22 protein-coding genes are annotated in these 19,867 nt (G+C 61.7%); 9 read left to right on the forward strand and 13 right to left on the reverse strand.

What is annotated here, in order from left to right; genetic code table 11:
• The first annotated feature begins 128 nt into the window (after nt 1-128).
• On the forward strand, nt 129-401 hold the full coding sequence (locus HF916_RS38480; protein WP_168793966.1) for a hypothetical protein: 273 nt from the start codon (nt 129-131) through the stop codon (nt 399-401).
• A 60-nt stretch (nt 402-461) separates the two neighbouring features.
• Entirely contained in the window at nt 462-986 is a 525-nt protein-coding gene (locus HF916_RS38485) for a universal stress protein (protein WP_168793967.1), read from the forward strand.
• A 24-nt stretch (nt 987-1,010) separates the two neighbouring features.
• Here the strand turns inward: HF916_RS38485 and HF916_RS38490 are convergent, their stop codons facing one another.
• Nucleotides 1,011-2,048, reverse strand: a complete 1,038-nt coding sequence (locus tag HF916_RS38490) for a zinc-dependent alcohol dehydrogenase family protein (protein ID WP_168793968.1) — start codon at nt 2,046-2,048, stop codon at nt 1,011-1,013.
• A 477-nt stretch (nt 2,049-2,525) separates the two neighbouring features.
• On the opposite strand from HF916_RS38490, the gene HF916_RS51190 reads away from it, so the two are divergent.
• A complete protein-coding gene (locus HF916_RS51190; RefSeq protein WP_240975669.1) occupies nt 2,526-2,738 on the forward strand; it encodes a lysylphosphatidylglycerol synthase domain-containing protein in 213 nt (70 codons plus the stop codon).
• On the opposite strand, the gene HF916_RS51195 is transcribed toward HF916_RS51190, so the two are convergent.
• From HF916_RS51195 to HF916_RS38515, 6 genes are all read right to left on the reverse strand, one after another.
• Nucleotides 2,735-2,974: a UDP-glucose 4-epimerase gene (locus HF916_RS51195; RefSeq protein WP_240975670.1), complete on the reverse strand. Its 240-nt coding sequence runs from the start codon at nt 2,972-2,974 to the stop codon at nt 2,735-2,737. The genes HF916_RS51190 and HF916_RS51195 overlap by 4 nt on opposite strands.
• A gap of 62 nt (nt 2,975-3,036) precedes the next feature.
• Nucleotides 3,037-3,198, reverse strand: coding sequence for a hypothetical protein (locus HF916_RS51200; RefSeq protein WP_240975881.1), 162 nt, complete (start codon nt 3,196-3,198; stop codon nt 3,037-3,039).
• On the reverse strand, nt 3,126-3,584 hold the full coding sequence (locus tag HF916_RS51205; protein WP_240975672.1) for a cation-transporting P-type ATPase: 459 nt from the start codon (nt 3,582-3,584) through the stop codon (nt 3,126-3,128). The genes HF916_RS51200 and HF916_RS51205 overlap by 73 nt, the downstream gene beginning before the upstream one ends.
• 65 nt (nt 3,585-3,649) lie before the next feature.
• Entirely contained in the window at nt 3,650-4,249 is a 600-nt protein-coding gene (locus tag HF916_RS38505; RefSeq protein WP_168793969.1) for an acetate uptake transporter, read from the reverse strand.
• Nucleotides 4,250-4,307: 58 nt separating this feature from the next.
• Nucleotides 4,308-6,281, reverse strand: a complete 1,974-nt coding sequence (gene acs, locus HF916_RS38510) for an acetate--CoA ligase (protein WP_168793970.1) — start codon at nt 6,279-6,281, stop codon at nt 4,308-4,310.
• Nucleotides 6,282-6,571: 290 nt separating this feature from the next.
• Entirely contained in the window at nt 6,572-7,768 is a 1,197-nt protein-coding gene (locus HF916_RS38515) for a DesA family fatty acid desaturase (RefSeq protein ID WP_168793971.1), read from the reverse strand.
• A 219-nt stretch (nt 7,769-7,987) separates the two neighbouring features.
• Here HF916_RS38515 and HF916_RS51585 point away from each other — a divergent pair, with 219 nt between their 5' ends.
• Nucleotides 7,988-8,119 (forward strand): hypothetical protein, encoded by a 132-nt coding sequence (locus HF916_RS51585; RefSeq protein ID WP_277352293.1) that lies wholly within the window; start codon nt 7,988-7,990, stop codon nt 8,117-8,119.
• 15 nt (nt 8,120-8,134) lie between these two features.
• Here HF916_RS51585 and HF916_RS38520 read toward each other — a convergent pair whose 3' ends face one another.
• Nucleotides 8,135-8,917 (reverse strand): ABC transporter substrate-binding protein, encoded by a 783-nt coding sequence (locus HF916_RS38520; protein WP_168793972.1) that lies wholly within the window; start codon nt 8,915-8,917, stop codon nt 8,135-8,137.
• A gap of 344 nt (nt 8,918-9,261) precedes the next feature.
• Entirely contained in the window at nt 9,262-10,383 is a 1,122-nt protein-coding gene (locus HF916_RS38525) for a sensor histidine kinase (RefSeq protein ID WP_168793973.1), read from the reverse strand.
• Between the two features lie 133 nt (nt 10,384-10,516).
• Between HF916_RS38525 and HF916_RS38530 the strand changes: the two genes are divergently transcribed.
• On the forward strand, nt 10,517-10,933 hold the full coding sequence (locus tag HF916_RS38530; protein WP_168793974.1) for a response regulator: 417 nt from the start codon (nt 10,517-10,519) through the stop codon (nt 10,931-10,933).
• A gap of 54 nt (nt 10,934-10,987) precedes the next feature.
• On the opposite strand, the gene HF916_RS38535 is transcribed toward HF916_RS38530, so the two are convergent.
• Nucleotides 10,988-11,923, reverse strand: coding sequence for a LysR family transcriptional regulator (locus tag HF916_RS38535; protein WP_168793975.1), 936 nt, complete (start codon nt 11,921-11,923; stop codon nt 10,988-10,990).
• 116 nt (nt 11,924-12,039) lie between these two features.
• Here HF916_RS38535 and HF916_RS38540 point away from each other — a divergent pair, with 116 nt between their 5' ends.
• The gene (locus HF916_RS38540; protein WP_168793976.1) at nt 12,040-12,897 is read left to right on the forward strand and encodes an oxidoreductase; all 858 of its coding nucleotides are present in this window, start codon (nt 12,040-12,042) and stop codon (nt 12,895-12,897) included.
• A gap of 276 nt (nt 12,898-13,173) precedes the next feature.
• Nucleotides 13,174-14,118: a cupin domain-containing protein gene (locus HF916_RS38545; RefSeq protein WP_168793977.1), complete on the forward strand. Its 945-nt coding sequence runs from the start codon at nt 13,174-13,176 to the stop codon at nt 14,116-14,118.
• Here the strand turns inward: HF916_RS38545 and HF916_RS38550 are convergent.
• A complete protein-coding gene (locus HF916_RS38550) occupies nt 14,115-15,068 on the reverse strand; it encodes a LysR family transcriptional regulator (RefSeq protein WP_168793978.1) in 954 nt (317 codons plus the stop codon). The genes HF916_RS38545 and HF916_RS38550 overlap by 4 nt on opposite strands.
• 82 nt (nt 15,069-15,150) lie before the next feature.
• A complete protein-coding gene (locus HF916_RS38555; protein ID WP_168793979.1) occupies nt 15,151-16,008 on the reverse strand; it encodes a LysR family transcriptional regulator in 858 nt (285 codons plus the stop codon).
• Nucleotides 16,009-16,113: 105 nt separating this feature from the next.
• On the opposite strand from HF916_RS38555, the gene HF916_RS38560 reads away from it, so the two are divergent.
• A complete protein-coding gene (locus tag HF916_RS38560) occupies nt 16,114-17,415 on the forward strand; it encodes an aspartate aminotransferase family protein (RefSeq protein ID WP_168793980.1) in 1,302 nt (433 codons plus the stop codon).
• Nucleotides 17,416-17,441: 26 nt separating this feature from the next.
• Here the strand turns inward: HF916_RS38560 and HF916_RS38565 are convergent, their stop codons facing one another.
• Nucleotides 17,442-18,404 carry a GlxA family transcriptional regulator gene (locus tag HF916_RS38565; protein WP_168793981.1) on the reverse strand — a complete coding sequence of 321 codons (963 nt, stop codon included), beginning with the start codon at nt 18,402-18,404 and terminating at the stop codon, nt 17,442-17,444.
• Between the two features lie 190 nt (nt 18,405-18,594).
• Here HF916_RS38565 and HF916_RS38570 point away from each other — a divergent pair, with 190 nt between their 5' ends.
• Nucleotides 18,595-19,833, forward strand: coding sequence for an MFS transporter (locus tag HF916_RS38570; RefSeq protein ID WP_168793982.1), 1,239 nt, complete (start codon nt 18,595-18,597; stop codon nt 19,831-19,833).
• Nucleotides 19,834-19,867 lie beyond the last annotated feature (34 nt).

Genomic DNA, 19,867 nt, shown 5'->3' on the forward strand with positions numbered 1-19,867 from the left:
TCATTGCATTACGACATTATTGAGCGCAGTCTGGTGCTATTCACTGTGCTGCTTCCGGTCGGTTGTCATGCCGCCGAGATCCTGGCCGGGCCCAGCGGAGCAAACCGTTCGTCAAGGAACCCGTCATCATGATCATCCCCACCGCGACATACAACGGACACGAGTTACGTGCCTATGCGAGCCAGCAATTCCCGCCTTTCGGCGATCCGTACGCCAACGGCGCGCGGCGCTTTTCTTCGGTGGTGCGAATCGATACCATTCCGTTGAACGAAGCGGATGCACGACGCTACTCGACAGTCTTCGACGCAGCGAGCCCCGCCACTTTCAACGATGCGATCGAGCGTGCCATGCAGTTCGGCAAGGACATCGTCGACGGCAAGATCGAGGCTGCGGCGCTCTGAACGTAGGCAAACCACTCCCACGACGGCGCTCTCCGTCCAAACAATTTCTTCGAGGCCGACATGTATAAACGCATTCTGGTAGCGATCGACGGCAGCGAGACGTCTGAACACGCGTTCGACAGCGCTCTGCAACTCGCACGCGACAATGGCGCGCAATTGCAGCCGCTCTACGTGGTCGACAACCCCCTGATGGCATACGACGCGTCCGGCTACGATCCGACGATCCTGCGCGACGCCTGCATTGAAGAAGGCCAGCGGCTGATGGCGGATGCGCTGGCGCGAATGAAGCACGAAAACGTCGCTGGCACACCGCGGATCGTCGACGTCGCGCCGATCGGCGAGGACATCTCGGAACGGATCCGCATTTCGGCCAACGAATTCAATGCGGATCTGCTGGTGCTCGGCACGCACGGGCGACGGGGTTTCAAGCGTCTGTTCCTGGGCAGCGTGGCCGAACGCGTCGTGCGCAGCGCGAGCCTGCCGGTGTTGCTGGTCCCGAGCCGGCAAGCGCAAACCACGGTCGCGGAAACCACCAGTCCCGCACACACCGACGTCGCTGCCGCGATGTACGAACTGCCCCGCTAATGGCGGCCCATGCATCGCGGCGAGCTAAGCCGCGATGATCACCTTGAGCGCGCGGGTGTCGGCCGCGTGCGCAAAGGTTTCATACGCATCGAGGATCTGCTCGAATGTGAAGCGATGGGTGATCAGAAGTTTGGGATCGAGCCTGCCGGAGCGCAACGTCTCCAGCAGCATCGGCGTGCTCACGGTATCGACCAGCCGCGTGGTGATCGTGATGTTCCGGTCCCACAGATGCTCCAGATGAAGATCCACCTTCACGCCATGCACGCCGACGTTGGCAATCGTGCCGCCCGGCGCGATGATCTCCTCGCACAATTCGAAGGTGGCGGGAATGCCCACCGCTTCGACGGCAGTATCGACGCCACGCCCGGAGGTGAGCTTCATGATCGCCTTCACTGCGTTGCCGTCCGCGCTGTTGATCACCGCGGTCGCACCGAAACGCTTCGCGGTCTCCAGCCGGTTGTCGTCCAGATCGACCATGATGATTTCGGCAGGCGAATAGAAACGGGCCGTGAGCAACGCCGCGAGTCCGATCGGCCCGCTGCCGACGATAGCCACCGTACTGCCGGGTTCAACCTTGCCATTGAGCACGCCGCATTCGAAACCCGTCGGCAGGATATCGCTCAGCATCACGAGCGCTTCTTCGTCGGCGTTGTCGGGAATGCGGTAAAGACTGGTATCCGCATGCGGGATCCGGACGAATTCGGCCTGCGTGCCGTCGATCTTGTTGCCGAGAATCCAGCCGCCGCTCACACAATGGGAATACATCTGCTTGCGGCAATACTCGCACTTGCCGCAAGCACTGATGCATGAGATGAGAACGCGCTCACCCGGCTTGAACGTGGTCACGCCCGGCCCCACCTCGTCGATGACGCCCGTGCCTTCATGCCCGAGCACCCGACCCGGCTGGCAGGTCGCGACATCGCCCTTGAGAATGTGCAGGTCTGTTCCGCAGATCGTCGTCTTGCTGATTTTGACGATGGCGTCGGTGGCCGCGTCGATCACCGGTTTGGGACGGTCTTCTACCGCTTTCTTGCCAGGGCCAAGATAAACAAGTGCTTTCATTGTCGTGCACTCCGGTTGCTTTGGATCTGTCCTCACACAGCGACGCATGTTTGTTCGCGCGCTTGAACTGACGCGCGCCTGTCATCGCCTGAAGCCACTCTGCCGTGCCTCCTGGAAAAAGTCGGTACGGTGGCGGACCGCGTGCGACACCGTACCGACATTGCGCCAGCGTGCGAGCAACATGTTTTAACGCTATCGGGCAGTGTGGCGAAGCAACGCATCCGTCTGGGTTCACACTCCTGCACTGCCCTCACCTACATGTCGACCTGATGAGCACACCGCAACTTCGCTCCGCTCGCACCCCGCTGATGCCGGGAAGCGGCGCGTTGCTGCCGAAGCCGGTGCCTGCCGCCGAGACCGGCCTCGTGCATATTGCTCCCGGGCTTCTCGGCAAAACATCGCGGCTGCGCTCACTCATGTTCTGGATCGTCGGACTGATGGGCTTTATCGCCGTTCCCGCCGCTTTGGGTCGTGTTCGTGAGCTTCATCATCGCGTCGATGGTGGCCACCATCGGTCCGATTCCGGTCGGCCTGGGGACCTTCGAAGCCACCTCCGTGGGGATGCTGAGTTTGCTTGGCGTGTCGGTGGAAGCGGCGCTCGCCGCCACCCTTCTGTGGCGTGCCCTGACCTTCTGGCTGCCGATGCTGCCCGACATCTGGTTGGCACGTCGCGAGATACGGCGCCGTTAGGCCGCGCAAACCGTATTCGAGCTCGTTAGATCGACCCACGACATGCCCTGCTTCAGGCCATCGAGCACGGCCTCCTGCGGCGTGCTGAAGGTCCGGTCATGGGTGAATTCACGCACGACCACGCCGTCCGCCACGGCCACGCTCGTGCCGATCAGACAGCTGAATTCAGTGCCGCTTGCGCGTGCGCAAGCCGTCACCGTCCAGCCGTCGCCGTCCACCTTGCCTGACAGGTCCATGAATATTTGCCTCGCGCAGAGTGCGCTTTGCTCGTGTTCGACGCCCGTGATTGGCGCGCCGTCTAGCTGATCTTCAGACGCGCGAACACGGGAATTTGGGCGGCGGCGAGCACGAAAGCGACGACACCGGTCGCCGCCGACACGCCACCACTCAGCACCGGAGGCAGCGCCGTCGTCGCAATTCCGCCGACCGCCAAGGCCGCCGAGCGATAGCCTGACGACATTGCCCTCGACCAGCCGCCGCCGGGATGATCGACCGTGTCCCATCGCGTAGTACAGAGGCGCTCATGGCGAGGCGCGACTTCAACGCGGCCAGCGTCGCCTGTGCCCGGCTCTCCTGCATTACGTCAGAACGGCATTGAATAGCAGCAGTCCGGCAACAATCCCTGCTTCGACGAAGCGCCCGAGCACGCCATATCACGGCGGTGTCAGCCATCCACGGCACCGGCGCCCAGAATTTCTCAAGCACCATGCGCCACGTGCTCGCTGACGTGTCGGGAAGCGTGTTCGTGCCCGACTCGGCACGCCTGCGGCGCGCTTCAGTGCTGCTCAGACTGGCCTTGATCGCCACATCCGGCCGCCTTGCCGATTCAACGATCGGCACGGGCATTACTGCAACGTTGCACTCGCTCTCCTGTGTCGAAACAATCTGCGGCCGACACCCCCTTTGGATGATCAGAGGGCCACAGCATGCCGGCTAAGTATCCGCGGATCGCCGACTGGCAGAATCACGCGACCATGCACTTCGTTGATCACGTCGGCCGCGGACAGATAGAACGCAAGCGCCGCAGTGAGGAGCCCCATATAGCCGCCCGCCATCCGCACCAGCCCTGAGCCAGTCCACTCTCCTCCGGCCAGCAGGCCGAATGTGATCCACAGCGCCAGAAAGATGAACTGCAGCGCGCGAGGCGACCGAAAAGTAGCCAGCCACATATAAAACGTGAAGACGCCCCAAAGAAACAGATACCAGCCGACGAACGCAGGCGGCACCTTGTCGTGTAAAAAGAGCACGAACAGTGCAAACGACCACCAGAACGCGCCATAACTCAGAAAGGCCGTCGCGCCAAAGGTATTGCCGCGCGGCAACTCCATCATGCCGGCGATGGCCTGCGCCGTGCCGCCATAGGCGAGCGCACAAGCGAGCACCAGTCCCATCGACTCGCCCGAAAACCAGCCGGCGTTGATCATGCTCAGTAGCCACGTCGTCAAGGCAAAGCCGGCAAGGCCCAGCGGCGCGGGATTCGCTAGTGTGGTTCGAATCGGTGCGCTGGCCATGGCCTGCTCCTGAAGAGTAAAACGTTCGTTCGGGCGATCTCGCGACTTTCGCGAGCTATCACCCGAGCTGATCGAGAATCGCCGGATTTTCCAGCGTGGAAACGTCCTGAGTGATCTCTTCGCCCGCCGCAAGCGAGCGCAACAAGCGGCGCATGATCTTCCCTGAACGGGTTTTCGGCAGATTCTCGCCGAAGCGGATTTCCTTGGGCTTTGCGATCGGCCCGATCTCCTTGCCGACCCAATTGCGCAGCTCATGCGCGATTCTGATCGCCACGTCACCGGTAGGCCGCTCGCCCTTCAACACCACGAACGCGATGACGACTTCGCCGGTCGTATCGTCAGCGCGCCCGACAACAGCGGCCTCCGCAACCAGCGGATTGGCGACCAGTGCCGACTCGATCTCCATGGTGCCGAGCCGGTGGCCCGATACGTTGAGCACGTCGTCGATCCGGCCGGTAATCGTGAAGTAGCCCGTGTCTTCGTCACGCACCGCCCCGTCACCCGCGAGATACAGCTTGCCGCCGAGTTCTTCAGGAAAGTAGCTCATCCTGTAGCGGTCCGGATCGCCCCATACGTTGCGCAGCATCGAAGGCCATGGACGTTTGACGACGAGGATGCCGCCCTGCCCGTTCGGCACGTCGCGCCCGGTCTCATCGACCACGGCAGCCATGATGCCCGGCAACGGCAGCGTGCACGAACCCGGCACGAGCGGCGTGGCGCCCGGCATCGGCGCGATCATGTGACCGCCCGTTTCGGTTTGCCACCAGGTGTCGATAACAGGGCAATGGCTGTGACCGACGTGCTCATAGAACCACGTCCACGCAGCCGGGTTGATCGGCTCGCCGACCGTGCCGAGCAGACGCAGCGTCGAGAGGTCGAAACGGTCCGGATGAACCTTCGGATCGGATTCGGCCAGCTTGATCAGCGAGCGGATGGCGGTCGGTGCGGTGTAGAACACCGTCACCCGGTGTTTCGCGATCATCTCCCAGAAACGGCCGGCGTTCGGCCACGTCGGCACGCCCTCGAACACGACCTGGGTTGCGCCGATTGCCATCGGACCATACGCAATATAGCTATGACCGGTAATCCAGCCGATGTCGGCGGTACACCAGAACACGTCGCTTCGCTTTGCGTCGAAAGTCCACTTCATGGTCTGCGCGGCCCACATCAGGAAGCCCCCCGTGCTGTGCTGCACGCCCTTCGGCACGCCGGTCGAACCGGACGTGTACAGGATGAAGAGCGGATGCTCCGCGCCCACCCATTCCGGCTCGCAAACGTCGCCTTCGGCTTGCGTGAGTTCATGCATCCACAGGTCGCGCCCTGCGTGCCACGTGACCTTGCCGCCCGTGCGCCGATAGACGATCACGCTCTTCACCGCGTCGCAGCCGCCCATCGCGAGGGCTTCATCCGCAATGTTCTTCAGAGGCAACGCCTTGCCGCCGCGCATCTGCTCATCGCAGGTGACGAGCGCAATCGCACCCACATTGACAATCCGCTCATTGAGCGACTTCGACGAAAAGCCGCCGAACACGACTGAATGGGTCGCGCCGATCCGGGCGCAAGCCTGCATGGCTACGATGCCTTCGATCGACATCGGCATATAGATCACCACGCGGTCGCCTTTTTTCACACCGCGGGTTCGCAGCGCGTTAGCAAAGCGGCTCACCCGTTCGAGCAACGCGCGATAGGTGACATGCGTGACGGTACCGTCGTCGGCTTCGAAAATCACGGCGACATGGTCCCCGTTACCCGCTTCGACATGGCGGTCGAGGCAGTTGTACGAGGCATTCAGGGTCCCGTCTTTAAACCATGTGTAGAACGGCGCGTGGGATTCATCGAGAATCGAAGAAAACGGCGTTTTCCATTGCAGCGTTTCGCGTGCGAGACGGGCCCAGAATCCGGTGTAATCGCGCTCTGCCTCGGCAACCAGCGCGCGATAGGCATCCATGCCGGATATCGCGGCGTACGCCGCCACGCTGGGGTGTGGGAGGAATGACTGGGGTTCCTCCAGAATCGAATCGGTAGTTGACATCACGTCTTCCTCGCACGCTCTTACGCGTGCTTGAGCAATGCTTTCCGGCGAGCCATTGCGCCATTGCAGCGCAAGTCACCGGGCAAGGCAAAGTAGATCGGTCACGGAGATCGTGACTCGATAAATTGCTTCGTTTCCTGTCGTTGCGTTACGCCAGGACCTTGCAATGACGGTGCTCGTGCAGTGAGCGGAAGTCGGTACGGTGGCGTACCGGTTCGGGGAATCCGCTTCTGATCACCGTCATATCCGCATTTAAATGCGCGTATCCGGAAATGGTCTAATCCCTGGCATCAGCCGTAATGACGAAGACGTAGCGAAAATTGTCTCAGGGCGTCGATGCGACTTTGTTCCGCACGACGGCACCAGTCCTGCAACTGGCAGAGCAGTTGTTCACGGGAGAGATTCGAGCGCTCCCAGATTGCCGACAGGTCCTCGCGTAATTCCGCGTAGATACGAAGCGTCGGCGCATTGTCGTATAGCCCCGTGGGCACCGGTTGACACGCCTTGGCTTGTCCTGCGTGCCCGTCACGAAACCAGCGTCTCACGCCGCGCATAAGCAGGGCTTTCTCCCGGCGACTAGTGTGTTTGACATGCGCCAGTTCCTGTCGGTAGGCGCGCTCAGCTGTTCGCGCATAGCTCGCCATCACCTCGAAGCGGTTTCGAAGTACGGCTTGCAGCGTATCGTCGTCGATCTCCGCTTTGGCTTTGACCAGATACGGCCTCGGCGCCACTTTCCTGACCGTGGCCAGCCCAAGCGCGGCAAGGACGCAAATGTACATCCAGCCCATGTCGAACTCGTACCATCTGTTCGACAATTTTGCGGATGTCGCATACGCGTGGTGATTGTTGTGAAGTTCTTCGCCGCCGATCAGGATACCGATGGGGATCACATTCGTGCTCGCATCAGGAGTACCGAAGTTGCGGTAACCCCAGAAATGACCCAGCCCGTTGACTACCCCGCCAGCCCAGAAAGGAATCCACATCATCTGGATGGCCCACACCGACACGCCGACGACGCCAAACAGTGCGACATCAACCACGATCAGCAGGCTGACGCCGAGGTTCGGATACTTCGCATAGACGTTGCGCTCCACCCAGTCGACCGGTGTGCTGTGGCCGAACCGGCGAAGTGTTTCCTCGTTCTTCACTTCTGAGCGATAGAGTTCCGCACCGCCAAGCAGTACCGTCCAGATGCCCCGGATCTGTGGACTGTGAGGATCCTCTTGCGTCTCGCACTTCGCGTGGTGCTTGCGGTGGACCGCAGCCCACGTGCCCGTCACCATGCCGGTCGTCATCCACAGCCAGAAGCGGAAAAAATGGCTGACGAGAGGATGCAGGTCGAGCGCGCGGTGAGCCTGGCACCGGTGCAGGTAGACCGTCACGCTGATAATCGTGACATGCGTCGAAATCAGCGTAGCTAACAGGATCTGCCACCCAGAAAGGGCAAGCAGACCGTCCGAGAGAAACGCGAGTGAGGTACTGAACAAGTTGCCCCTCTTTCTACAACAACGTAGTGCCGAACTGAACGCCTCGCTACCGATCAGTCATATTGCACAGCGTGCGAGACCTTCAGGATCCCTGAATCCGTATGAGACGTCGGTACGGTGCCGCACCGGTTGCGAACACTTCATGACAGTTCACACGATGGGTGCCGCGAAGCTTCAACAGCTCGGCAGCGTCGTTGCGGCGGAAGTGGAGATTCTCGCGTGCATGCGAGCGAAGCGTTCATCAAGGGCGGCAATCATACCGATGCCGAAAAGTGGTCGCCGCTCATCTACACCTTCCGGCATTATTTCCGGCTAGCGGAGCATGAGCTGGGCAAGACATTCCGGGCTTAGCGAAGGTTGCCGCATTCACTGGCCGTAAACGTCAAAGTCGAAATACTTTTTCGCAATCCTGTCGTATGTGCCGTCCGCGCGCGTGTCGGCGATCGCCTTGTCGATCTTCGCCTTCAGGTCGGTGTCTTCCTTGCGCAAACCGATCGCGGTGCCGCTGCCGAGCGTCTTCGCATCGTAAAGCGCATTGCCGGCAAACGCAAAATCCTTGCCTCGTGCCGTCCGCAGGAAACCGACGTCAGCTTGCACGGCGTTCTGCAGCGATGCATCGATGCGCTCAGCAATCAGGTCCGAGTAAACGAGATCCTGATCCTGGTAAGCCACGATCACCGCACCGGCCGGCTCCCAGTACGTCTTCGCATAGGTTTCCTGGATCGAGCCCTGCTCTACGCCGATTCGCTTGCCCTTCAGCGCTTCCGGCGTTGGCGTGATCGTCGAGCCCTTCTTCGCGACGAGGCGTGTCGGGATACGGAATACCTTGGAAGAAAATGCGATCTGCGCCTGACGCGCCGGCGTCATCGACATGGTCGATAGCACGCCGTCGAACTTGCGCCCCTTCAGCGCGGGAATCATTCCGTCGAACGCGTTTTCGACCCACACGCATTTTGCGTTCAGGCGGCGGCAGATTTCATTGCCCAGGTCAATGTCGAAGCCGACGAGCTTGCCGTCGGCAGATTTCGATTCGAATGGCGGATAGCTCGCGTCGACACCGAACCGCACGGTCGACCATTCCTTCGCGATCGCGCTGCCAGATGAGATAGCCAGCAGCGCAATGGTCAGGCTTGCAAGCAGGGATTTCATGTTTCTCCTTTCATGACTTTTTAAACGAATGAGCGGCGGGCCCCGCTGTCGGAACCGCATCCGGCGCGCAGCGCCCGCCATTCGACCGTAATTCGTCCGGTCTTACCAATTCATTAAAAAAATCAACTCATGCATACGGCGCATGTCAACGCGCCGCCGGCCGCGTCCGGGTGCCTGGCGCGCCAGTTCATTCCGTGACGAGATGAGCGGACGTCGAGCTGAAGCAAAGCTTGCGGAGTGGCAGGCCGCCTCCTCGTGAGTTCGATTGACAGGTGCGCTCGCAGGTATAGAAGCGTTATTTACGTGGCCGCCGCCAGGCATTTGGGTAACGGTATAGGGAATCGCTACCTGGTGCGCGGCAGTCGTACGGCGAACGCCGTTTCGCCCTTTCCGGAGTGCACTTCGATCTCGCCACCGTGAGCCTTCGCAATTTCGCGCACGATATACAGTCCGAGGCCGAGGTGGCTGTCCTCCTCGTAGCCTTCCTCGGGACCCACGCCGCGCTTCAGAGGCTCAAAAATCTGTTCCATGGCCAACGGCTCAATTGAAGTACCGCTATTCGCGACAACGATACGAACTTCCGCCTCCTCGCCCGTCACAGTGATCCGCACCGGTGTGTTCGGCGCGCCGTACTTGACGGCGTTCAGCACAAGATTGCCGAGCAATTGCTGCAGACGCTGGCCGTCCCAAACACCGTCAGACTGGCCCCGCATCTCCAGATCGAACTGGCGATCAGGATGTATCGTACGAAGCTGGTCCAGTTCGTCGCGAAATACGGTCGCAAGGTCAATGTGGGTCGGAACGATGTTGATACCCAGACCTAGCTTCGCCCGGTTGAAATCACACAGATCGTCCAGCAGCGCCTGCATGCGGGCGCCGCTTCTGATCAGGCGGCTTGCAGCACTCGCCACAGGCTCTCCGGCGTTCAACGCGGCGAGATACGAAGCTGTCATCTGGATGGTCTGAAGCGGGCTGCGCATGTCGTGCCCGAGCATCCCAAGCAACAGGTTGCGAGCCTGCTCCACTTGCGCGCTAAAAAAGCTGACCGATTCGGCGAGTGCCTGATCGATTGCTTCGTTGAAGCGAATGACGTCGTCCATCATCCGTTCCTCGCCCGGGCATCGGTCCATCCATAGACGAAGAACGCTGGCGCGCAGAGCGCGGTATTCGGCCGTCAGTTGCCTGATGTCGAAACCGCTTCGTGCTCGAAGAATGGCGTGCGTTTGTGCCGCCGTCTCAGGGGCATCGATCATCGGGGGCGCGCGCCCCTTTGATTTTTCAAGCTGTGCTTCCCTCGTCTGGGCTGCCGACAGATCCTTCGCCACTGCCTCGAGGATCTCTTGCGCGTGGTCGCGTAAAGCCGGGGATTGCATGTTCGCGGCGGCTGGCAACAGGGTGCCGGCGAACGCCTCCCATTGCGCCAGGATCGCCTCCATGTTCCGCAAGATGAAGTCAGCCAGTCGCATGTCCGCCTCGAATGGTGGCAATAACCTTTGAACTGCATACATACGCCACGCCCATGTTACGCGGAAATCTGCCGTGCGAGCCGGCCGGGTCCGCCAATTGCGTTCATCCGCTATACAGTCCGGAGAAACGGCGATGAAGCTTGTCCGCTCTCACCATTTACTCATTGCAGACGACGACCCTGATCTGCTCGCCGCATACGTCCAGTATTTCGAGCTTCACGGCTACGAAATTCGAGCCACTCGAGACGGAGTCGATGCGTTATCCGAGTACGGCCGGTGGCTTCCCGCAGTGGTCATTCTTGACATTCAGATGCCTCGACTCGACGGTCGAGAGGTGGCCAGAAAAATCCGGGGTCTCAGGGGCAAGCCCGTACCCTTGCTTATCGCGGTGTCCGGGTTGTCATCGCAGTCCGAAAGGGCCGTATCGCTCAGGTCCGGTTTCGATCACCATTTCGCCAAACCGGCCCGGCTTCCAGTCATTCTTTCCGCGATTGCTTTCCGCTCACGTACCCGCGACCCGGACATCGCCCAGGTTCAGAGCCGTGGTTGACCGTCCGTGTTTGGGAGTGTTCGGGAGCACGCGCACGCCGGCAACCCGGCAGATTCAACGGGCCACGTGAAGTTCGGACGGCTCGAAATAAAAATTCCGGTTCCCCGCAAGGCGCGCGACCATGAAGTCGATGAATGTCCTCACCCGCAGCGGCAGCTCGGTCCGATGACGATAGTAGATATAGACCGCCTCGCGCTCGGTGACATGCTGAACCAGCAACGGGACCAGTTGGCCGCTCCTGATCGGCGCGGTGGCTGAAAAGCTGCCGAGTTGACCAATGCCGAGTCCGGCGATCACGGCCGCCGTCTCGGCGTCGGTGTCGTTGACGCACAAAGTCGTCGCGATGTCGCGATAGACGATTTCATCCCCGATCAGGAATTCCCACGGGGCCTGCTTGCCCGTATTCGCGCGCCGGTATCCCGTGCAGCGGTGAGCGTCCAGTTCGTCGATAGTCCGCGGCGCGCCATGGCGCTCGATATAAGCGGGCGACGCGCAAACGATCAACTGGATCGGCAAAAGCCGACGCGCGATGGTGCCGCCCGACGGCGGAGACCCGCCACGAAACCCCACATCGGCGCGATCGCCGATGAAGTCGGTGAAGTGGTCGTCGAATTGCACATCGAACTGCACGTTCGGATGCAATTCGGCGAATTCCAGAAAGTAAGGCCACAGCACCAGATGCCCCATTGCCCTTGGCGCGCTCACCCGCAGCGGACCCGCAATCTCGGCTTTCGAGCGTCGCGCGTCGTCGAGTGCGGACGACAGGACAGCCAACGCAGGCGTCACGCTGTCGAGCAGGCCCTGCCCCTCCTCGGTCAGGCTCAGCTTGCGCGTGGTCCGATGGAAGAGCCGAACGCCCAGCTCCTTTTCCAGTTGCATCACCGCGTGGCTCGCGGCCTGCGGCGAGATGCCCTGATCCACGGCCGCCTTGCGCAGGCTTCCGAGCGTCGCCGCCCGGACGAATATCGTGATCGCGCGAACTTCATTCACCGCCGCCCCCATTAGCAAATAAAAGTTGATTATCAGTCTAGCAATCTACGCCTAGTTCGTGCGAATCAACACTCCTATGATCCGTTCACCCCCACCCCAAACGTAGGAGAAACACCATGGTCGAGCTCACGAAGAACGGCTTCAAGCGTGTCTGGTTCATCACGGGCGCATCGCGCGGCCTGGGCGCGCTGATCGCCCAGGCGGCTTTGGCTGACGGCAATGCGGTGGTTGCCGCCGGCCGCAACGTCGCGGCGATCGTCGAGCGCCTCGGTGACTCGCCGGCACTGCTGCCCGTGGCGCTGGACGTCACGGACGAAGCGCAGGCGAAAGCCGCGGTTCAAGCCGCGCTCGAACAATTCGGCCGCATCGACGTTCTGATCAACAACGCGGGATTCGGCTTGCTCGGCGCGATCGAGGAGTCCACCGACGCGGACGTGCGCCGCATGTACGACACCAACGTGTTCGGGCTGCTGACTGTCACGCGTGCCGTTCTGCCGGTGATGCGCTCGCAGCGCGCCGGTCACGTCATCAACATGTCGTCGATCGGCGGCTATCGGGCCGCCGCGGGATTCGGCGCGTACAGTTCGACGAAGTTTGCGGTCGAAGGCTTGACCGAAGCCTTGCGCGCCGAATTGAAGCCGCTCGGCATTCACGCGACGGTCGTCGAGCCGGGTTACTTCCGGACTGACTTCCTCGACGCGTCATCGCTCGTCGTCGCACGCGAGGTCATTGCGGACTACGACGGGACATCGGGCAATGTGCGCCGGCACGCAGCCAACATGAATCACAACCAGCCAGGGAATCCCGCGAAGCTCGCAGCGGCGATGATCGAACTGGTCGATGCGCAAACGCCTCCGCTGCGTCTGCCGCTTGGCACCGACACGCTGAAGGCCATCGCTGAGAAGAATGCCTATGTCGAGCAGGAAACCGAAACCTGGAGGGCGCTGTCGGCATCGACTGACTTCAGCGCTTGACACTCGACGATCAGATAGACGAGCGCCGGGTGACGGCCAGGATTCGAGTCCGGAAGATAAGCCGGGCGACTTGCACAGTCGAAGCCGTCACCGGCGAGAGCGACAAAATAATCGCCGTAGGCGGAGCCTGCGGCGTACCCATTTGCGCAAAGGTGATTTCGATATCCGGTACTTCTGAGGCCTGCGGCCCGCACCTATAGTCAGCTCAGCTTTCGGACGCCGACCCAACTTCGTGATGGGCCCGCGCGAAGCTTTCCCAATCCCAAGGAGCAGACCATGTTGACCCGTACGTCGCCGGCGCCTCTCGTCGAACCCGCTGCCGTGACCCTCGATGCGCAATACTTCGAATACACGTCGTCAGCCAATCCGATCGGCGCGAAGCTCATCTCGCGCGTGCCGTTCCGTAACTTTTCGCCTTCGCTGTACGCAGACGGCGCAACCCGGGTCGTGCCGCTCGACCTCTCCGCGGAGTTGGGTTGCCCCAGCCCCGCGACGGGTCCCGGCCTGAGCGCCAATTTTCTGCGCATCAACGCAGGGGACGCATTGACGCTCGCGCCGAACGCGACCTCGCAGGTTTGCTACGTCATTAGCGGGACCGGCAGCGTGACGCAGGCCGAGACTCACTTCCCGTTCGAGCAGGGCGATTTCTTCACCCTGCCCGGCGGCGCTGTTGCTGTGCTGTCCGCCGACACGACGGCCACGCTCTATTACGTCAACGACGCGCCGTTGCTCACCTATCTCGGCACGACCGGCGTCAGGGCGCGCTTTGCGCCGACGCGCTATCCGGCCGCCCAGGCGCAGGCGGAATTGCGCAAGGTCTCGGAAGAAGCCAATGCGGGCCGCCGCAACCGCATCAGCGTGCTGATGGGCAACGCCCACTTTCCGCAGACGCGCACGGTCACGCATGTGTTGTGGGCCATGTTCGGCATCGTGCCGCCTAACTCAATGCAGAAGCCGCACCGCCATCAGTCGATTGCACTCGACTTCATCGCTGGCGGCAAGCCAGGCGTCTATACGCTGGTCGGCACCGAACTGGATGAGAGCGGCAAGATCGCCGATCCGACCCGCGTCGATTGGGAAGCCGGGATGGCGTTCGTGACACCGCCGGGATACTGGCATGCGCATTTCAATGAAACGGACGAAAACGCTTACGTGATTCCGATCCAGGATGCCGGCTTGCAGACCTGGCTGCGCACGCTCGACATCCGCTTCGCCCGTTAAGCCTGCAGCGCCAGCGCGAGTCCGTCGTCCCAGTACGGCGGCTCGCCGATCGCCTCGGCGTAGAAGTCCACGAACGCGCGCACCTTCGACGAGACGATTTTCTTCGGCGGATAGACCGCCCAGACCGCGGGTTCGGCTCGCCCCGTGCGTGCCTCCCATTCCGGCAGCACGTGCTGCAGGCGCCCTTCGCGCAAGGCCGTGGATGCGAGCCACGTCGGCAGCAGAGCAAGGCCGCAGCCGGACACGGCGAGTTCCAGCACCGCTTCGGAGTCGTCCGCGCGCAGGCGCCCTCGCAATGCCACCAGCACCTGCTCGGGCGATGCCTGGGCATCCGCGATGCGAGTGAAAGACCATTTGTCGTCCGGCAGCAGCGACAGGCGAAGCACGTCGTGTGCGGCCAGATCTTCGGGGACACGCGGCGTCCCGCTCCGCTCGAAATACGCCGGGCCGCCGCAGACGATACGGCGATGCGGCGCAATGCGTTTGGCCATCAACGACGAATCGGGCAGCACACCGATCCGGATCGCCACGTCGATGCCGGCTTCGATCATATTGAGCGTTTCGTCGGTCGAGACGATATCGAGGCCGATGTCAGGGTAGCGCGTCATGAACGCCGGCAAATGCGGCACGATATGCCGGCGCCCGAACGCCGACGGCATCGTGACGCGTAGCATGCCTTGCGGCGTGCGATTCAGCGACGACGTCAGCTGGCGCGCGTCGTCGAGCGCCTGCAGGGCAACCATGGCGTGCTCACGAAACAGCCTGCCGCCCTCGGTCAGGACGAGCCCCCGCGTCGACCGGTTAAACAGGGCAATGCCCAGATCCTTTTCCAGCTCGCTCACGTAGCGCGAAATAGTCGAGGTTTTGACTGCCATTTCATGAGCCGTCTTGCTGAAGCTCTGCAGTTCCGCTGCGCAAACGAAGGCGCGTACCGCGGCAAAATAATCCATCGTATGTCTAATGTGAATCGAGCGTTCTACAAAGAGTTTCACGACTGAACTCGCGCAACGCTCCGCGCGCGAGCCTGTTCGATCACAGCAACGGCAGTGTCAGTCTGATGTGCTCCGCGAATACCGTGATCAGATGGGACGGACGCTTCCGCTCGAACTTCAGCGTAATGCCTATGGTGGGCAAAGGCGGAAGCGCGGGATCGCCATTGAGTATGGAGAGATCCGGGGCGACGGCAGTCTGCGTGATGACGGCAACGGCCTGCCCCGAGCGGACCAGGGCCGTGAGGCCGGCAAGACTGCTGCTCGCATAGGCGATGCGGTAGGGCCGGCCGACGCGTTGCAGCGCTTCGCAGGCCGCCACATGGTCGAGCGTGTCCGGATCGGAAAGCGCCAGCGGCAACGGGTCGAAGTGCGTGCAATCCAGTCCCGGATAGCCAACCCAGACCAGCGGCTCACGGCGAATGATGTCGTCGTTCGCGGCGTCATCGGGCAACGAGATCATGGCAAGGTCCAGCGCATGCATCTCCAGTTGTTCGAGCAATCGCGGCGTGGGTGCGCAAATCACTTCGACCAGCGCATGCGGATGCTGGCTCGAGAACTGACGTAGCAAATGCGGCAGGAAAACGGCGGCGTAGTCGTCCGGGCAGCCGAAGCGGATCGTGCCCGACAGCCCTTTGCCGGACAGATCGGCCATCGCCTCGTCGTGCAGTCGCAGAATACGTTGGGCGTGAATCAACAGGCGTTCGCCGGGATTCGTCAGCACCACGCCACGACCCGTGCGCTGGAACAGCGGCTGATCGACGATTTCTTCGAGGCGCTTCATCTGCTGACTCAGCGCCGACTGGGTTCGGCCGATCCGGTTCGCCGCGCGACTGAGCGCCCGAACTTCGGCGACAACGGTAAACGATCGCAGCAGATCGATTTCGAGTGAAAGACTCAAGGTATTAGGCCCGCTTCTATCTTCGATAAGAACTATTCGATTCTATGAAACCAGAGAGCCAACTAGACTGCAAGTTATTCCCGCTAGCCGCCAAGGAGAAGCAAGGTGTCCCGAAACAATGACGCAGTTTTCTGGCGCAACGCCAGGCAGCACCTCATCCGCTATGGCGGCACCTTCGAGCCGATCATCATCGAGCGCGCCCAGGGCAGTTTCGTCTACGACGCGGACGGCCGCGCGATCCTGGATTTCACCTCCGGCCAGATGAGCGCGGTGCTTGGGCACAGCCATCCGGAAATCGTTTCGGTCATCAACGAATACGCCGGCAAGCTCGACCATCTTTTCAGCGGCATGCTTTCGCGGCCGGTAGTCGACCTGGCGACCCGACTCGCCGACATCACGCCTGACGGACTCGACCGCGCACTATTGCTCAGTACGGGCGCGGAGTCGAACGAGGCCGCCATTCGCATGGCGAAGCTGGTCACGGGCAAATATGAAATCGTCGGGTTTGCGCAGTCATGGCACGGCATGACGGGGGCAGCAGCATCCGCTACCTATAGCGCCGGTCGCAAGGGCGTCGGTCCGGCCGCAGTCGGCTCCTTCGCGATCCCCGCCCCGTTCCTGTACCGGCCGCGTTTCGAGCGCCATGGTGAGTACGATTACCTGGCGGAGCTGGACTATGCGTTCGATCTCATCGATCGTCAGTCCAGTGGCAATCTCGCCGCCTTCATTGCAGAGCCGATCCTGAGTTCCGGCGGGATCATCGAACTGCCGGAAGGCTATATGGCCGCACTGAAGCGCAAGTGTGAGGAGCGTGGCATGCTGCTGATCCTCGATGAAGCGCAAACCGGCGTCGGCCGCACGGGCACGATGTTCGCCTGTCAGCGCGATGGCGTCACGCCCGACATTCTCACGCTATCGAAGACACTGGGCGCCGGTCTGCCGCTCGCGGCCGTCGTGACATCCGCGCAGATAGAGGAGCGCGCCCATGAATTGGGTTACCTGTTCTATACGACCCACGTATCCGATCCTCTTCCTGCCGCTGTCGGTCTGCGGGTGCTGGATGTGGTCGAGCGCGAGGGGCTGGTTGCGCGTGCGAACCTGATGGGCGCGCGACTCAAGCGCGGCCTGCTGGATCTGATGGAACGCTTCGACTGCATCGGGGATATTCGCGGCCGAGGACTGCTCCTGGGTATGGAGATCGTCAAGGACCGCCGCACGAAAGAGCCGGCGGATGGGCTGGGCGCGAAGATCACCCGCGAGTGCATGAACCTGGGGCTCAGCATGAACATCGTGCAATTGCCCGGCATGGGCGGCGTGTTCCGGATCGCCCCTCCGTTGACCGTTCACGAAGATGAGATCGACCTGGGCCTGGAACTGCTCGGGCAGGCGATCGAGCGTTCGCTGTAGTTCATCGCGCGCGGGCCAGCGTGCGCTTATAGATGAGCGTCCGCAATCGGCCCGCGGGTTTCCCTGCTGAAGCGACGGACCGCTTGAGGCGGCTGCCCAATGGTCCGCAGGAACGCCCGCCGCATTCGCTCGCGATCCGTCAAGCCGACTTCGTCCGCGATTACATCCAGAGATAAACGCCCTTTTTCCAGCAACAGCCTCGCGGCTTCCACTCGCAAATGTTCGACGGCTTTGGCGGGGGATTGCCCCGTTTCGGCACTGAAGGCCCGGCTGAACTGGCGTGGGCTCAGGCCCGCGACGTCGGCTAATTCCTCGACGGTCAAGGCATTGCGCAGATTGGCGTTCGCGTAGTCGATCGCCTTCTGGATCCGGTCGGATTTGGGCTCGAGGTCGAGCAACGTGGAAAACTGCGATTGCCCGCCGGCGCGGCGATGATAGACAACAAGCTTGCGCGCTACCGCGCGTGAAACGTCCTGGCCATGATCCCCCTCGATCATGGCGAGCGCCATGTCGATCGTGGCTGTCATGCCCGCGGAAGTCCAGATCGGTCCGTCGACAATGAAAATCTGATCTTCCTCGACGGTAATGTTGGGAAAACGGCGCTGCAGGTCATGTGCGAAGCGCCAATGTGTCGTCGCCCGGCGACCGTCCAGCACCCCTGCTTCGGCCAGGATAAACGCGCCTGTGCATGGCGCCGCGATTCGCCGCGACGTTGTCAGAGCGCGCCTGACGAACGCAGTCAATGCGGTAGAGACGATGTCGATCTCGACACCGGAGCCGAACATGACGGTGTCGAACACGGCGTCGGAGAACGGCTGCGTTTCTACCCGGATACCTGCCGAGGACAACACGAGTCCTCCCTCTTCAGAGAGCACCGTCACTTCGTATTCGGGCTCTCCGAGCACGACGTTCGCCAGCTCAAAGGCGGTCACTGCCGCGAAACCCATCAGATAGAAATTCGGGAATACAACGAAGCCGATCGTGTGCATAGCTTGCCCAGCTCATGTCCTGAATCGCCTGTATATATGACATTTGAGACACGGTCAACGGCGATTATTCTCTATCCATACCGTTCCGGCACAAAGAGCCGCCCGGCCGGACGCCGCGATCGTGTGTCAGTCAAATTGCGATGCGCGTCTTCGGACTGAACCTCAAACCGCTTACCACGAGAACTTTCGTATGGATCGCCGACTACTGATACTGGCCGTGGGCATGTTCGCAATGGGTACCGACAACTTCGTCGTCGCCGGTATTCTTCCAGGCGTCGCCGCGTCACTGAATACATCCGTCAGCCTCGCGGGGCTGATGGTCACCTTTTACGCATTGACCTACGCGGTGGCTGCCCCGGTCATGGCGGCTTTGGCGGGCGGCTGGCCGCGCAAGCTTCTGCTGGTTTCCGCGCTCGGCATTTTCGTCGCCGGCAACATGATCAGCGCGGTCGCCACGGACTTGCACTGGGTTTTGTTTAGCCGGGCTCTGTCAGGATTCGGCGCAGCGCTGTTCTCGCCTACTGCATTGGGCGTTGCCTCTGCGCTTGCTCCGCCCGAAAAACGCGGCCGTGCGTTAGCTGCGGTAACGGCCGGACTGACGGGGGCAACAGCGCTCGGCTCGCCGATCGGCACGTTTATCGGCGGATTCGGAAGCTGGCGAACGACGCTCTGGTTCGTCACGCTGCTCGGGATGGTGGCGATGATCGGCGTCTGGACGATGCTGCCATCCGTTCCCCGGCCTGCATCCGTCAGGTTGCGAGAACGGCTTGCACCGGTCCGCGACGCACGGATAGCGCTAACCTTGCTCACGTCGTTATTCGGCTTCGGCGGGTTCCTCATGGTGTACACGTATGCGGGCGTGGTGCTGCAGCGTGTAACCCACGGCGACGGACGCATTCTCGCCGGGATGTTCTTGTTGTGGGGCGTGGCGGCGACGGCCGGCAACCTTCTGGCTGGCCGTCTTGTGGACCGGTTCAAGAGCCGCAACATCATCAATGCGATGCTGTGGCTTGCCATCATCAATTTTTGTGCGTTGCCGTGGACATCCGCGCATGCCTTCAGCACCGCCGTTGCGCTCACGATCTGGGGCGTATGCGGATGGGGGCTGATCGTCCCGCAACAACATCGGCTGGTGCAACTCAAACCGGACGTGGCACCCCTGCTGCTGGCTCTCAACAATACCGCGACATACATCGGGCTCGCCTGCTCCGGCGTGCTTGGCGGCGCGGTGCTGCAAAAGATCGGCGGGCAGTACCTGAGTCTCGTCGCGGCCGCGCTGATTGCGATCGCTTTCGTGCTCGCCGAAGCCGCGCATCGTTGCATGAGCCGGCCGGACATGCCGCACCGCGCGACGGCCCATCGTCGCGAGACCGAGGTAATGGGGAAACCCCGATCCAACCCGGAGCGCCCCACGCGAGACTTTGTTTAAAACGCGAACACCGCCCGTGCCTATACGGCTTGTC

It is taken from the genome of Paraburkholderia aromaticivorans, assembly GCF_012689525.1.
GTDB lineage: Bacteria > Pseudomonadota > Gammaproteobacteria > Burkholderiales > Burkholderiaceae > Paraburkholderia > Paraburkholderia aromaticivorans_A.